The 14129-nt window shown below is 72.4% G+C and carries 12 protein-coding genes; 9 read left to right on the top strand and 3 right to left on the bottom strand.

The features are described from left to right. Positions 1-87 precede the first annotated feature (87 nt). On the top strand, positions 88-3090 hold the full coding sequence (uvrA, locus tag OHA84_RS10565) for an excinuclease ABC subunit UvrA (protein WP_266950911.1): 3003 nt from the start codon (positions 88-90) through the stop codon (positions 3088-3090). 163 nt (positions 3091-3253) lie between these two features. On the opposite strand, the gene OHA84_RS10560 is transcribed toward uvrA, so the two are convergent. Further along, a complete protein-coding gene (locus OHA84_RS10560; protein WP_266972021.1) occupies positions 3254-3904 on the bottom strand; it encodes an NAD(P)-dependent oxidoreductase in 651 nt (216 codons plus the stop codon). 68 nt (positions 3905-3972) lie between these two features. Between OHA84_RS10560 and OHA84_RS10555 the strand changes: the two genes are divergently transcribed. Beyond that, the gene (locus OHA84_RS10555) at positions 3973-4578 is read left to right on the top strand and encodes a TetR/AcrR family transcriptional regulator (RefSeq protein ID WP_266972023.1); all 606 of its coding nucleotides are present in this window, start codon (positions 3973-3975) and stop codon (positions 4576-4578) included. Between the two features lie 294 nt (positions 4579-4872). Here OHA84_RS10555 and OHA84_RS10550 read toward each other — a convergent pair whose 3' ends face one another. Beyond that, positions 4873-5742, bottom strand: a complete 870-nt coding sequence (locus OHA84_RS10550; RefSeq protein WP_053681584.1) for a carbohydrate kinase — start codon at positions 5740-5742, stop codon at positions 4873-4875. Positions 5743-5875: 133 nt separating this feature from the next. Between OHA84_RS10550 and OHA84_RS10545 the strand changes: the two genes are divergently transcribed. Continuing rightward, positions 5876-6307, top strand: coding sequence for a Rieske (2Fe-2S) protein (locus OHA84_RS10545; protein WP_053681586.1), 432 nt, complete (start codon positions 5876-5878; stop codon positions 6305-6307). A 45-nt stretch (positions 6308-6352) separates the two neighbouring features. Here OHA84_RS10545 and OHA84_RS10540 read toward each other — a convergent pair whose 3' ends face one another. Beyond that, the gene (locus OHA84_RS10540; protein WP_053681588.1) at positions 6353-7291 is read right to left on the bottom strand and encodes a hypothetical protein; all 939 of its coding nucleotides are present in this window, start codon (positions 7289-7291) and stop codon (positions 6353-6355) included. Positions 7292-7542: 251 nt separating this feature from the next. On the opposite strand from OHA84_RS10540, the gene OHA84_RS10535 reads away from it, so the two are divergent. From OHA84_RS10535 to whiA, 6 genes are all read left to right on the top strand, one after another. Then, on the top strand, positions 7543-8139 hold the full coding sequence (locus tag OHA84_RS10535; protein WP_266972026.1) for a papain-like cysteine protease family protein: 597 nt from the start codon (positions 7543-7545) through the stop codon (positions 8137-8139). 4 nt (positions 8140-8143) lie between these two features. Next, positions 8144-8956 (top strand): hypothetical protein, encoded by an 813-nt coding sequence (locus OHA84_RS10530; protein WP_266972028.1) that lies wholly within the window; start codon positions 8144-8146, stop codon positions 8954-8956. A gap of 179 nt (positions 8957-9135) precedes the next feature. Next, positions 9136-11151, top strand: a complete 2016-nt coding sequence (uvrC, locus tag OHA84_RS10525) for an excinuclease ABC subunit UvrC (protein WP_266950922.1) — start codon at positions 9136-9138, stop codon at positions 11149-11151. Continuing rightward, positions 11148-12095: an RNase adapter RapZ gene (gene rapZ, locus OHA84_RS10520; protein ID WP_053681595.1), complete on the top strand. Its 948-nt coding sequence runs from the start codon at positions 11148-11150 to the stop codon at positions 12093-12095. Before uvrC ends, rapZ begins: the two co-directional genes overlap by 4 nt. After that, positions 12092-13138 carry a uridine diphosphate-N-acetylglucosamine-binding protein YvcK gene (yvcK, locus tag OHA84_RS10515; protein WP_266950925.1) on the top strand — a complete coding sequence of 349 codons (1047 nt, stop codon included), beginning with the start codon at positions 12092-12094 and terminating at the stop codon, positions 13136-13138. The genes rapZ and yvcK overlap by 4 nt, the downstream gene beginning before the upstream one ends. Beyond that, on the top strand, positions 13129-14124 hold the full coding sequence (gene whiA / locus OHA84_RS10510) for a DNA-binding protein WhiA (RefSeq protein WP_053681599.1): 996 nt from the start codon (positions 13129-13131) through the stop codon (positions 14122-14124). The genes yvcK and whiA overlap by 10 nt, the downstream gene beginning before the upstream one ends. Positions 14125-14129: the final 5 nt, after the last annotated feature.

The raw sequence follows: 14129 nt of genomic DNA, 5'->3' as shown, positions 1-14129 counted from the left end.
CACTCATCAAGCCCATCGCAGAGGCGCCCCCCATACCCTGGGACGGGGGCCCGTGCCCCCGCTCTCTCAAGAAAGGTGCGGACCGGCGTGACCGACCGTCTCATCGTTCGTGGCGCTCGCGAGCACAACCTGAAGAACGTCTCGCTCGACCTGCCCCGCGACTCCCTCATCGTCTTCACCGGACTCTCCGGGTCGGGCAAGTCCTCCTTGGCCTTCGACACGATCTTCGCCGAGGGTCAGCGCCGCTACGTCGAGTCGCTCTCGTCGTACGCCCGCCAGTTCCTCGGCCAGATGGACAAGCCCGACGTCGACTTCATCGAGGGCCTCTCCCCGGCCGTCTCCATCGACCAGAAGTCCACCTCGCGCAACCCGCGCTCGACCGTGGGCACCATCACCGAGGTCTACGACTACCTCCGCCTGCTCTTCGCGCGCATCGGCAAGCCGCACTGTCCCGAGTGCCGACGACCGATCGCGCGGCAGTCGCCGCAGGCGATCGTCGACAAGGTCCTCGCACTGCCCGAGGGCAGCCGCTTCCAGGTCCTGTCGCCGCTGGTGCGCGAGCGCAAGGGCGAGTTCGTCGACCTCTTCGCCGACCTCCAGACCAAGGGGTACAGCCGGGCGCGGGTGGACGGGGAGACCATCCAGCTCTCCGAGCCGCCCACGCTCAAGAAGCAGGAGAAGCACACGATCGAGGTGGTCATCGACCGCCTCACCGTCAAGGACGGGGCCAAGCGCCGGCTCACCGACTCCGTGGAGACCGCCCTCGGGCTCTCCGGCGGCATGGTCATCCTCGACTTCGTCGACCTCGCCGAGGACGACCCCGAGCGTGAGCGGATGTACTCCGAGCACCTCTACTGCCCGTACGACGACCTGTCCTTCGAGGAGCTGGAGCCCCGCTCCTTCTCCTTCAACTCGCCCTTCGGCGCCTGCCCCGAGTGCACCGGCATCGGCACGCGCATGGAGGTCGACCCGGACCTGATCATCCCGGACGAGGAGAAGTCCCTGGACGAGGGCGCGGTCTCCCCGTGGTCCCTCGGACACACCAAGGACTACTTCCAGCGCCTGATCGGCGCACTCGCCGGGGAGCTCGGCTTCCGGACCGACATCCCGTGGGCCGGACTGCCGCTGCGGGCGCGCAAGGCCCTGCTGTACGGCCACAAGACGCAGATCGAGGTCCGCTACCGCAACCGGTACGGGCGCGAGCGGGCGTACACCACCGCCTTCGAGGGCGCCGTGCCGTTCGTCAAGCGGCGGCACGCGGAGTCCGAGAGCGACGCCAGCCGCGAGCGCTTCGAGGGCTACATGCGCGAGGTGCCCTGCCCCACCTGCGAGGGCACCCGCCTCAAGCCGATCGTGCTCGCGGTCACGGTGATGGACAGCTCCATCGCCGACGTCGCCGCGATGTCGATCAGCGAGTGCGCGGACTTCCTGGGCCGGCTGCGGCTCGACGCCCGCGACAAGAAGATCGCCGAGCGGGTCCTGAAGGAGGTCAACGAGCGGCTGCGGTTCCTCGTCGACGTCGGCCTGGACTACCTCTCGCTGAACCGCGCCGCCGGCACCCTCTCGGGCGGCGAGGCCCAGCGCATCCGGCTCGCCACCCAGATCGGCTCCGGCCTGGTGGGCGTGCTGTACGTCCTCGACGAGCCCTCCATCGGCCTGCACCAGCGGGACAACCACCGGCTGATCGAGACGCTGGTGCGGCTGCGCGACATGGGCAACACCCTGATCGTGGTCGAGCACGACGAGGACACCATCAAGGTCGCCGACTGGGTCGTGGACATCGGCCCCGGCGCCGGCGAGCACGGCGGCAAGGTGGTGCACAGCGGCTCGCTCAAGGAACTGCTGAAGAACACCGAGTCGATCACCGGGCAGTATCTGTCGGGCAAGCGGTCCATCCCGCTGCCGGACGTCCGCCGCCCCGTGGACGGCGAGCGCCGGCTGACCGTCCACGGCGCCAAGGAGAACAACCTCCGGGACATCGACGTGTCCTTCCCGCTGGGCGTGCTCACGGCGGTCACGGGCGTCTCGGGCTCCGGCAAGTCCACGCTGGTCAACGACATCCTCTACACCCACCTGGCCCGCGAGCTGAACGGCGCCCGGTCCGTCCCGGGACGGCACACCCGGGTGGACGGGGACGACCTCGTCGACAAGGTCGTGCACGTCGACCAGTCGCCGATCGGTCGGACGCCGAGGTCCAACCCGGCGACGTACACCGGTGTCTTCGACCACGTGCGCCGGCTCTTCGCGGAGACGATGGAGGCGAAGGTGCGCGGCTACCTGCCGGGCCGCTTCTCCTTCAACGTCAAGGGCGGCCGGTGCGAGAACTGCTCCGGCGACGGCACGATCAAGATCGAGATGAACTTCCTGCCGGACGTGTACGTCCCGTGCGAGGTCTGCCACGGCGACCGGTACAACCGGGAGACGCTGGAGGTCCACTACAAGGGCAAGTCCATCGCCGAGGTCCTCGACATGCCGATCGAGGAGGCGCTGCACTTCTTCGAGGCGGTGCCGACGATCGCCCGGCACCTGAAGACCCTGAACGAGGTCGGCCTCGGGTACGTCCGGCTCGGTCAGTCCGCGCCGACGCTGTCGGGCGGCGAGGCGCAGCGCGTGAAGCTGGCGTCCGAGCTGCAGAAGCGGTCGACGGGTCGGACGGTGTACGTCCTGGACGAGCCGACGACCGGCCTGCACTTCGAGGACATCTCGAAGCTGATCAAGGTGCTGTCGGGCCTGGTGGACAAGGGCAACTCGGTGATCGTCATCGAGCACAACCTCGACGTCATCAAGACCGCGGACTGGGTCATCGACATGGGCCCCGAAGGCGGCTACGGCGGCGGCCTGGTCGTCGCCGAGGGCACCCCGGAGCAGGTCGCTTCGGTCGGGGCGAGCCACACCGGCAAGTTCCTGCGCGACATCCTGGGCGCGGACCGGGTCTCCGACGCGGGGTCGGCTCCGGCCCGGTCCGCGGCGAAGAAGCCCGCGGCCAAGAAGACCACCGCCAAGAAGGCGGCTCCGGCGAAGAAGACGGCGGCGGCGGCCAAGAAGACCGCGGCCCCGGCGAAGAAGACGACGAGGGCCCGCAAGGCATAGCTCCCGTCGACGGTCTCGCACCCGGCCGGCGCCTGCGGGCATCGCACGCGCAAGGTCGGGGAGGGGCGCCCGCGTACGACCTCGTACGCGGGCGCCCCTTCGTCCTGCCCGGGCATCGGGCAGGTCGCGGGCGGGCGGCGGACGGCAGGCCGAGGGTGGGTGATCAGGTGGCGATGCCGATCGCGTGGCCGATCGTCGTCGGATCGGTCAGGGTGCTCAGGAGGGCGTCCGCGACGTCCGCGCGGGCGATGGACTTGCCGTCGGGGACGTTGGCGTCGAGGGCCCTGCGGTACGTGCCCGTGCGGGGCCGGTTCAGCAGGCGCGGCGGGCGGACCACCGTCCACTGGACGTCTCCCGCCCTGATCGCCGCCTCCATCACCGCCAGGTCCGCGTACAGGTCCCGCAGCACCCGCCGCAGGATCGGGTAGACCACCACCCGGGTCATGACTCCGTCCCGCGGGTTCGGCGGGCCCAGCGGGGCGGCGCTCACCGCCGACAGGCGTCGCACCCCGGCCCGGTCCATCGCCGAGACGATCGACCGCAGGGCCGGACCCGCGATCGGGGTCAGTCGGGCCTGCTTGTTGTTCGCCGAGCCGAGGGCGGAGATCACCGCGTCCCGGCCCGTGAGGAACGGGAGCAGGGCCTCCTGGTCCGTCAGGTCCCGCACCACGGCCACTTGGAGGCGGTCGTGCGCCGGCACGTCCAGCCGCGCCGGGTCGCGCACGACGGCCGTCACCTCGTGACCCTCGTCGAGTGCCTGCCGGACGACCTCGCGGCCGACTCCGCCCGTGGCCCCGAACACCGTGAGTCTCATTGCGAGCTCCTGCCCCCGTCGATGGTGGGTGAGTATTCACTCACCCCCGTTTCCACTAGAGTGAGTGAATGCTCACCCCCACGTCAAGCCGCCCCACCCCGGAGCGTCTGCTGGACGCCGCCGAGACGCTGATGCGCACCACAGGGCTGGCCAACGCCACCACCAAGGCCATCGCCCGCGAGGCCGGCTGCTCGGAAGCCGCGCTGTACAAGTACTTCGCGAACAAGGAAGAGCTGTTCGTCCGAGTCCTCATGGAGCGCAGGCCCAACGCCGCCGCGCTCATGGCCGCGCTGACCACCGACCCGGGGGAGCAGCCGGTCGAGGCCCGACTGGCCGAGATCGCCCGACACGCCTCGCTCTTCTACGCCGACGCCATGCCCATGGCGGCCTCGCTCTTCGCGGACCCCGCCCTGCTCGTGCGGCACCGCGAAGGCGTACGCGAGATCGGCGCCGGACCGCACGTGATGCTCGACGCCCTCACCGGCCACCTGGCGCGCGAGCGTGACCGAGGGCGGCTGCGCCCCGACGTCGACCCCGGAGCGGCAGCCGCCCTGTTGCTCGGCGCCTGCTTCCAGCGGGCCTTCTTCCTGCACTTCTCCGGAGCCGACGTGGTACGGCCGGTCGAGGAGTTCGCCCCGGGCCTGGCCCGCACGGTCTGGGCGGCGCTGCGCTGAGACGAAGCCGTGCCGTGCCGCGCCGGGGCGTCCCCGGGGCGCGGTCGTGCCGAGGCGTCCCGCGCAGCGCTCGGGCCCGCCGTGCCGATGCGTCCCGCGCTGAGCCGATGAGCCGAGGCGTCCCGCACCGCGCCGAGGCGCCCCCGCACCGTGCCGAGCGTCCTGCGCCGCGCTGAGGCCCGCCGTGCCGAGGCGTCCCGCGCTGCGCTCGGGCCCGCCGTGGTGGGGCGTTCCGCGCGGCGCCGGACCCTGCGGCCCCGCGACCCGTCGACCCGTCGACCCCCCGCCGTCGGGTCAGAGTTCGGTGGCGTACGGCGGCTCCGCGCCCGCACGGGTGCAGGTCACCGCCGCCGCGCGGGCGGCGTACGCCAGTACCTCCGGCCAGTCCACCGGCCCGGGCCGCCCGGTCAGTCGGTGCAGCAGCGCCGCGTTGACGGTGTCACCCGCGCCGATCGTGTCCACGACAGGCACCCGCAGACCGGGCGCGGAATGCTCCGCGCCCTCGCGCGTCCACACCGTCAGACCCGCCCCGCCCCGGGTGAGCACCACGGCCGACGGTCCGGCCGCCAGCCAGTCGGCGACCCGGCCGCCCAGCCACGCCGCGTCCTCCTCGGAGAGCTTGAGGATCGACACGTGGGGGAGCCGGCGCAGGAAGCGGTCCCGGTAGGCGTCCGCGTCCGGGATCAGCGCCGGGCGGATGTTCGGGTCCATCAGGGTCGTCAGCCCGCGTCCCGACTCGCGGCGCAACAGGGCGTCGTAGGCGCTCGCCCCGGGCTCCAGTACCAGGGAGCAGGTGCCGAGCGCGAGGGCCCGTGCGCCGGGCGGCAGGGCGGGCGGCAGGGTGAACAGCCGGTCGGCGGTGCCCTCGGTGTGGAAGACGTAGGCCGCCGAGCCGTCCGGGGCCAGCGACGGCACGGCCAGCGTGGTCGGTTCGGGGCCGCGCTGGACCAGCGAGAGGTCCACCCCGGCGGCCCGCAGGCCGTCCAGCAGCGAGACGCCGAAGCCGTCCGTCGACACCCGGGAGCAGAAGGCGACATCGGCGCCGAGCCGGCCCAGCGCGAGCGCCGTGTTGTACGGTCCGCCGCCCGCGCGGGGCAGCAGGGCGCCCGGCGGCTCCGCGACGGGCACCAGGTCGATCAGGGCTTCTCCACCGACGACGATCACGCGGGGGAAGGTACCCCATCGGGCGCGGGTATCGTCGGGTGGGCCGAACCCCACGCCGAACCCCATGCCCACCTCACGTCCAACCCCATGCCCACCTCACGTTCAACCCCACGCCGAATCCCGGGAGAGTTCCATGTCCGCGTCGCAGTCCGCCGCCCGCCGTACCGTGCTCAAGGGCGCGGCCGCGCTCGCCGGGGCCGCGGGCGCCGGAGTGACCCTGGCGGCCTGTTCCACCGAGACCAACAGCGCAGGCGGTTCCCCGGCGGTCCCGACGGAGCCGGTCGAACTGGGTGCGGCGAGCGAGGTCCCGGTCGGCGGCTCGAAGCTGTTCCGCGAGCGCAAGCTCGTCGTCAGCTGCCCGGCGGAGGGTCGGTACAAGGCGTTCAGCGCCCAGTGCACCCATGCCGGATGCGTCCTCGACAAGATCGTCGAGGGTGAGGGCAACTGCCCCTGCCACGGCAGCCGCTTCGACGTGGCCACCGGCAAGGTGCTGCGGGGCCCGGCCTCCGCCCCGCTGCCCGAGGTCCCCGTGAAGGTCGAGGGTGGCCGGCTCGTCGCCGGCTGAACCCGCCCCGCAACGGACGGGAGCCACGGGGAGCGGCGCACGCGGCTACTCCCAGTCCCAGGCGATGCCCAGGATCCCGCGCCGCACCCCTTCCTCCAGCAGGTGCACGGCCCGGTGCCTACCGCTCGGCGTCAGATCCGTCAGGCCGTCGCGGCGTGCCCCCGGGCCGCTGCGACTGAACCGCCGGCAGCGCACGGGCAGGGCCGCCTCGTCGAAGCGGACCTGGAGCATGTACTGGCCGCCGGTGTAGCTGAAGCCGCGTACGTACTCGGTGCACCGGCCGCCCGTGCCGTCCTCGAAGCCGTAGCCGAAGACGTACGTGTCGCCCGCGCGGAGCCGTGCGTCGAAGAGCAGTTCGGCGACCACCACCTCCGCCTCGCGGTGCCACCGCACCCGCCCCGTCCGGCAGTTCTCCTCCGCCCGCACCCGGACCCGGGCGGGGTCGCAGCCGGGATCGCCGTGGTGGACGGCGAGGTACCGGTCGACCCCGTCGCGGTGGGCACGCACCACGTGCTGCGACACCCGGCCCACCAACTCGCCGGCGGCGCCGATCCGCACCCGCTCGTGGTGGCCGACCGTGTGCAGACCGCCGTCCGAGGGCAGCTCCATCGAGGCCAACAGCTCCTCCACGGCGGCGCCCACGCTGACCAGGGAGCGGTACGAGCGACCCGGCGGGCGAATCGATTCCGCTGAGGCGCCCTCCGGTGTGTCCAGCAGACGTGACAGGGTTCCCCCGGGCAGTTCCAGGATCTCCTCCAGCGCCCGCACGGCCCTCAGGGACTCGGCGCGCCGGGGGCGGCGCGCGCCCTGCTGCCAGTAACTGAGGCTCGTCACGCCGAGCTTGATGCCCCGCGCGGCGAGCCGGTGCTGTACCCGGTGCAGGGGAAGGCCGCGGGCCGTCAGCGCGGCCCGCAGTGCGAGGTGGAAGGGGCCCGCGCGCAACAGTCGCGGCAGGTCGTGGGCACTGTCCGCGGTCGTCCGCATGGCGGAAACCTCCTGTGAACGTTCACGCGCCACGGGGCGGGAGACCGCGTCCGGGACGCCCGGGATTCAGGTGGGCCCTGGTGAGCGCGGGTGGACGGAGGGCGGCCGTTCACATTCCGGTTGCCCCGTTCACACGGCGATGTCACCGCGTATTGAAGCGTGTTGACCTGATCGCGACAACACCCCGATGCTCCTCCACAGCGTCCGGACGCGCTCCTCCGATCCCCACTCTCCACCACGGGAGGAACGCGATGCGCAAGCCCAACCGGCGGCTGTCCCCGGCCGCCCTCCTCATCGCCCTGCTCTTCGTCCTGTCCACCGGCACCGGCACCGCCACCGCCGTCGACGCCGGCACGGACTCCGCTCTCGCCTCCAAGCGCCTGAACATCACCATGCAGGCCCAACAGAAGACCAACTGGTGCTGGGCCGCGGGCGGCAACACGATCGCGACCTGGTTCGGTCGCTCCTACAGCCAGAACCAGTTCTGCAACGCCGCCTTCAACCGTCAACAGGGCACCGAATGCCCCAACAACCAGGCCACCCTGGGCAACGTCCAGACCGGTCTGCGCTGGGCCGGGGTCAACCCCGGCTCCTACGTGACCGGCTGGCTCCAGTACTCCACCGTCCAGACCGAGATCAACGCCGGCCGACCCGTGGAGACCCGCATCCAGTGGTCCAACGGCGGTGGCCACATGCACGTGATCCACGGCTACGACACCGCGAACAGCTGGGTCTACTGGGGCGACCCGTGGCCCTCCAGCGACCGCTACAACTGGGCCTCCCACGCCTGGTACGTCGACAACGACACCTTCTCCTGGACCCACTCCCTCTACCGGATCGGAGCGTGACGCCGTGACCGCCGTACCCCTGCGCGCCGCCGCCGTCGCGGTCCTCGCCGGTGCCTGCCTGCTCCTGTCCCCGCAGGCCCAGGCGTCCCCCGTACCGCAGCCCCCGTCCGCCGGGGCCGACGTCCGGGCGGCCGCCCGACAGGCGGCCGTCGCCCCCGACACCCTGGCCACACTCGCCCGGTTCTTCGCCCGGGAGGGCAGGGTCGGCCTCGCCGAGGCCAAGCCCCGCATCGAGGGCGAGACGATCCCCGTCCACCACCTCTCCCCGGACTTCGTCGCCGGCAAGGCGGGGGCACCCGTGGCCCGCCTGGAATTCCTCGCGAGCGAGGCCGTCTCCTCCGACGGACAGCGGGCCGCCCTGTGGACCGCCCGGACACCCGCCGGCTGGCAGGTCGTGAACATCGCCACCGGCGACGACGAGTTCCGCTACGCCGGACTCGGGGCGGAGAAACTGCCCGGCGGCACCGTGTTCCGCGAGCCGCAGATCGACGCCTGGTACGTGGCCCGGGGCGATCGGGTGCTGCCGCTCGACGAGGACGCGACACGCGCCGTGGGGGCCGCCGGGACGAGCCTGGCCGGCTACCGGACACGCGTCGCCAAGGCCTACGGCGACAAACTCCCCGGCTCCGCCTACGCCAGGGACGGCCGCGCCGGCGGCTACGCCGAACCCGCCGCGGCGACGGCGGCCCGCCCCACCGAGCCCTCCCCGACCCCGTCCCCGGCCTCGCCGACGGTCGGAGCGGCCGGGGCCGCCGGGGCGCTCGCGCTGGGCGGCGCCGGGATCCTGCTCCTGCGCCGCCGCACGGTCCGCCCGTAAGGGAGGCCCGCGTGTCCCGGCCCTCCGCCAGGGGGCCGGGCCACGCGGGTCCGGGCGGCGCCCCTCCCCGGGCGCCGCCCGGACACCGTCGCGCCGAAGGGCCGCGACCGGGCCGGCCCCCGGCAACGAGGGCCGGTGCCGGGGGACCGTTGTCGGCCGCCGCCAGTAGGGTGGTTGGCATGGCCGACCCTTCCAGCTACCGCCCCAAGCCGGGGCAGATCCCCGACTCCCCGGGGGTCTACAAGTTCCGCGACGAGCACCGCCGGGTGATCTACGTCGGGAAGGCCAAAAGCCTGCGGCAACGCCTGGCCAGCTACTTCCAGGACGTCGCGAACCTGCACCCGCGCACCGCCACGATGGTCACGACCGCCGCCTCCGTCGAGTGGACCGTGGTGTCCACCGAGGTCGAGGCGCTCCAGCTGGAGTACTCCTGGATCAAGGAGTACGACCCCCGGTTCAACGTGAAGTACCGGGACGACAAGAGCTACCCCTCCCTCGCCGTCACCATGAACGAGGAGTACCCCCGGGTCCAGGTCATGCGCGGGCCCAAGAAGAAGGGCGTGCGCTACTTCGGCCCGTACGGGCACGCCTGGGCCATCCGCGAGACGGTCGACCTGATGCTGCGCGTCTTCCCCGTGCGCACCTGCTCCGCCGGAGTGTTCAAGCGATCCGCGCAGATCGGCCGACCCTGCCTGCTCGGCTACATCGGCAAGTGCTCCGCGCCCTGCGTGGGCCGGGTCACCCCCGACGAGCACCGCGAACTGGCCGAGGACTTCTGCGACTTCATGGCCGGCCGCACCGGCACCTACCTCACCCGCCTCGAACAGCAGATGCACGAGGCCGCCGAGGACATGGAGTACGAGAAGGCCGCCCGGCTGCGCGACGACATGGGGGCCCTGCGCCGCGCCATGGAGAAGAACGCCGTCGTGCTCGCCGACGCCACCGACGCCGACCTCGTCGCCGTCGCGGAGGACGAGCTCGAAGCCGCCGTGCAGATCTTCCACGTACGCGGTGGCCGGGTCCGCGGCCAGCGCGGCTGGGTCACCGACAAGGTCGAGGCCGTCGACACCGCCGGCCTCGTCGAGCACGCGCTCCAGCAGCTGTACGGGGAGGAGAAGGGCGAGGCCGTCCCCAAGGAGGTGCTGGTCCCGGCGCTGCCCGAGGACACGGCGGCGCTGGCCGAGTGGCTGGCCGAGCGGCGCGGCTCCCAGGTGAGCCTGCGCATCCCGCAGCGCGGGGACAAGAAGGCCCTCATGGAGACCGTCCACCGCAACGCCGTGCAGTCCCTCGCCCTGCACAAGACCAAGCGCGCCGGCGACCTGACCACCCGCTCCCGGGCCCTGGAGGAGATCGCCGAGGCCCTGGAGCTGGACGGCGCTCCGCTGCGCATCGAGTGCTTCGACATCTCGCACCTCCAGGGTGACGACGTCGTGGCCTCGATGGTGGTCTTCGAGGACGGGCTCGCGCGCAAGAGCGAGTACCGGCGCTTCCAGATCAAATCGTTCGAGGGACAGGACGACGTCCGTTCCATGCACGAGGTGGTCTCGCGGCGCTTCCGCCGCTACCTCCAGGAGAAGCTGAAGACGGGGGAGTGGTCCCCCGAGGACGCCGAGGACGGCGAGGTCCCGGCCGAGGACGACGGCAGGCCGAAGCGGTTCGCCTACCCGCCGCAGCTCGTGGTGGTCGACGGCGGGCAACCGCAGGTCGCCGCCGCCAAGCGGGCCCTGGAGGAGCTGGGCGTCGACGACGTCGCCGTGTGCGGCCTGGCCAAGCGGCTGGAGGAGGTGTGGCTGCCCGGCGAGGACGACCCCGTCGTGCTGCCCCGCACCAGCGAGGGCCTGTACCTGCTCCAGCGGGTCCGTGACGAAGCCCACCGGTTCGCCATCCAGTACCAGCGCAGCAAGCGCGGCAAGCGTCTGAAATCGAGCCCGTTGGACGACGTGCCCGGACTCGGCGAGAGCCGCAAACAAGCCCTCGTCAAGCACTTCGGTTCGGTGAAGAAGCTGAGACAGGCGACAATCGACCAGATCTGCGAGGTCCCGGGCATAGGTCCCAAGACGGCCGAGACCGTGGCCGCGGCCCTCGCCCACGCGGTTCCCGCCGGTCCTGCCGTCAACACGGCGACAGGAGAGATCATGGAAGACGAGACCCCCGCGCCCGCGGGAGCATCGTCCGAACGGGGGACCGAGCAATGACCGAGCACGAGACCACGCACGACCGAGACGGAGCACAGGTGAGTACGGGCACGACAGTGGAGCCCGGCGAGGCCGCCGAGGCGGCCATCCCCGAGCTGGTGATCATCTCCGGGATGTCCGGAGCCGGCCGCAGCACCGCGGCGAAGTGCCTGGAGGACCTCGGCTGGTTCGTCGTCGACAACCTCCCCCCGGCGCTGATCCCCACCATGGTGGAGCTCGGCGCCCGCTCGCAGGGCAACGTGGCGCGCATCGCCGTCGTCGTCGACGTCCGCGGCCGGCAGTTCTTCGACGCGCTCCGCGAGTCCCTGGCCGACCTCGAAGGCAAGGGCGTCACCCGGCGCATCGTCTTCCTGGAGTCCTCCGACGACGCGCTGGTCCGCCGCTTCGAGTCGGTCCGCCGCCCGCACCCCCTCCAGGGCGACGGCCGCATCACCGACGGCATCGCCGCCGAGCGCGACCTGCTGCGCGAGCTGCGCGGCGACGCCGACCTGGTCATCGACACCTCCAGCCTGAACGTGCACGAACTGCGCGCCAAGATGGACGCCCAGTTCGCCGGCGACGAGGAGCCCGAGCTGCGGGCCACCGTCATGTCCTTCGGCTACAAGTACGGCCTCCCCGTCGACGCCGACCTCGTCGTCGACTGCCGGTTCATCCCCAACCCGCACTGGGTCCCGGAACTGCGCCCCTTCACCGGGCTCAACGAGGAGGTGTCGGGCTACGTCTTCAGCCAGCCCGGCGCCAAGGAGTTCCTCGACCGGTACACCGAGCTGCTCCAGCTCATCGCCACCGGCTACCGCCGCGAGGGCAAGCGCTACGTGACCATCGCGGTCGGCTGCACCGGCGGCAAGCACCGCAGCGTGGCCATGTCCGAGAAGCTCGCCGCCCGCCTCGCCTCCGAGGGAGTCGAGACCGTCGTAGTGCACCGGGACATGGGGCGCGAGTGACCGGACGGAGTCTGAGACTGCGCCGCCTGCGCCGTCTCACCCCCGGGCGGGGCGAGGACGGCGCCGGCCGTCGCCGCGGCGCCACGCCGAAGGTGGTCGCGCTCGGCGGCGGCCAGGGCCTGTCGGCCTCCCTCGCCGCCCTGCGACGGATCACCGGCGACCTCACCGCCGTGGTCACCGTCGCCGACGACGGCGGCTCCAGCGGCCGGCTCCGGGAGGAGCTCGGCGTGCTGCCGCCCGGCGACCTGCGCAAGGCGCTGGCCGCGCTGTGCGGCGACGACGAATGGGGCCAGACCTGGGCCCGGGTCATCCAGCACCGGTTCCAGTCCCGCGGCGACCTGCACGAGCACGCCGTCGGCAACCTGCTGATCGTCGCCCTGTGGGAACAGCTCGGCGACCCCGTCCAGGCACTCGACCTGGTCGGCAAGCTGCTGGGCGCCCAGGGTCGGGTACTGCCGATGTCGGCGGTGCCCCTGGAACTCCAGGCGCTGGTCAAGGGGCACGATCCGACCCGCCCGGACGACGTGGACACCGTCCGCGGGCAGGCCACCGTGGCCCTCACCCCGGGCGAGGTGCTCTCCGTACAGGTCGTGCCCGGCGACCCGCCGGCCGTGCCGGAGGCCGTCGCGGCCGTGCTCGACGCCGACTGGGTGGTGCTCGGACCGGGGTCGTGGTTCTCCTCCGTGATCCCGCACCTGCTGGTGCCCGAACTGCTCGACGCGCTCATCGAGACGAAGGCCCGAAGAGTCCTCTCGCTGAACCTCGCGCCGCAACCCGGGGAAACAGAGGGCTTCTCTCCGCAGCGTCATTTGGAGGTTTTGGCCCGACACGCCCCTAAACTCGCCCTGGACGTGGTGCTGGCCGACGAGGCCGCCGTGCCCGACCGCGAGTCCCTCTCCGATGCCGCGAAACGGTTCGGTGCCGCGGTCGAGCTGGCGCCGGTTGCCAGGCAGGACGGCTCTCCGAAGCACGACCCGGAGCTGCTGGCCGCCGCGTACGACCGTATTTTTCGGATGCATGGAAGGATCGGCCCATGGCGATGACGCCTGCGGTGAAGGACGAGATCTCTCGCCTGCCCGTCACCCGGACCTGCTGCAGGAAGGCCGAGGTCTCGGCGATCCTCCGGTTCGCCGGTGGCCTGCACCTGGTGAGCGGCCGCATCGTCATCGAGGCGGAGCTGGACACGGGGGTCGCCGCCCGGAGACTGCGCAAGGACATCCTGGAGATCTTCGGCCATTCCTCGGACCTCGTCGTGATGGCTCCCGGCGGACTGCGCCGCGGCAGCCGCTTCGTCGTGCGCGTCGTCGCCGGCGGGGACCAGCTGGCACGCCAGACGGGCCTCGTGGACGGCCGGGGGCGCCCCATCCGGGGCCTCCCGCCCCAGGTGGTCTCCGGGGCCACCTGCGACGCGGAGGCGGCCTGGCGCGGTGCCTTCCTGGCCCACGGCTCCCTCACCGAGCCGGGTCGGTCGTCCTCCCTGGAGGTCACCTGCCCCGGTCCGGAGGCCGCCCTGGCCCTGGTGGGCGCCGCCCGCAGGCTCTCCATCGCCGCCAAGGCGCGCGAGGTCCGCGGTGTCGACCGGGTCGTCGTCCGCGACGGCGACGCGATCGGTGCCCTGCTCACCCGACTGGGTGCGCACGACTCGGTACTGGCCTGGGAGGAGCGGCGGATGCGGCGCGAGGTCCGCGCCACCGCCAACCGCCTGGCCAACTTCGACGACGCCAACCTGCGCCGCTCCGCCCGCGCCGCGGTGGCCGCCGGAGCCCGGGTGCAGCGCGCGCTGGAGATCCTCGGCGAGGAGGTCCCCGAGCACCTCGCGGCCGCCGGCCGGCTGCGCATGGAGCACAAGCAGGCCTCCCTGGAGGAGCTGGGCGCGCTCGCCGACCCGCCCTTGACCAAGGACGCGGTCGCCGGCCGGATCCGTCGCCTGCTGGCGATGGCCGACAAGCGTGCCCAGGACCTGGGCATCCCGGGCACCGAGTCGAACCTCGACCTCAGCGAGGAACTGGCCGACAACATGGCCGGCTGACCCTC

This window comes from Streptomyces sp. NBC_00513 (assembly GCF_041431415.1).
Lineage (GTDB): Bacteria > Actinomycetota > Actinomycetes > Streptomycetales > Streptomycetaceae > Streptomyces.
This window is presented reverse-complemented; position numbering and strand designations above follow the sequence as displayed.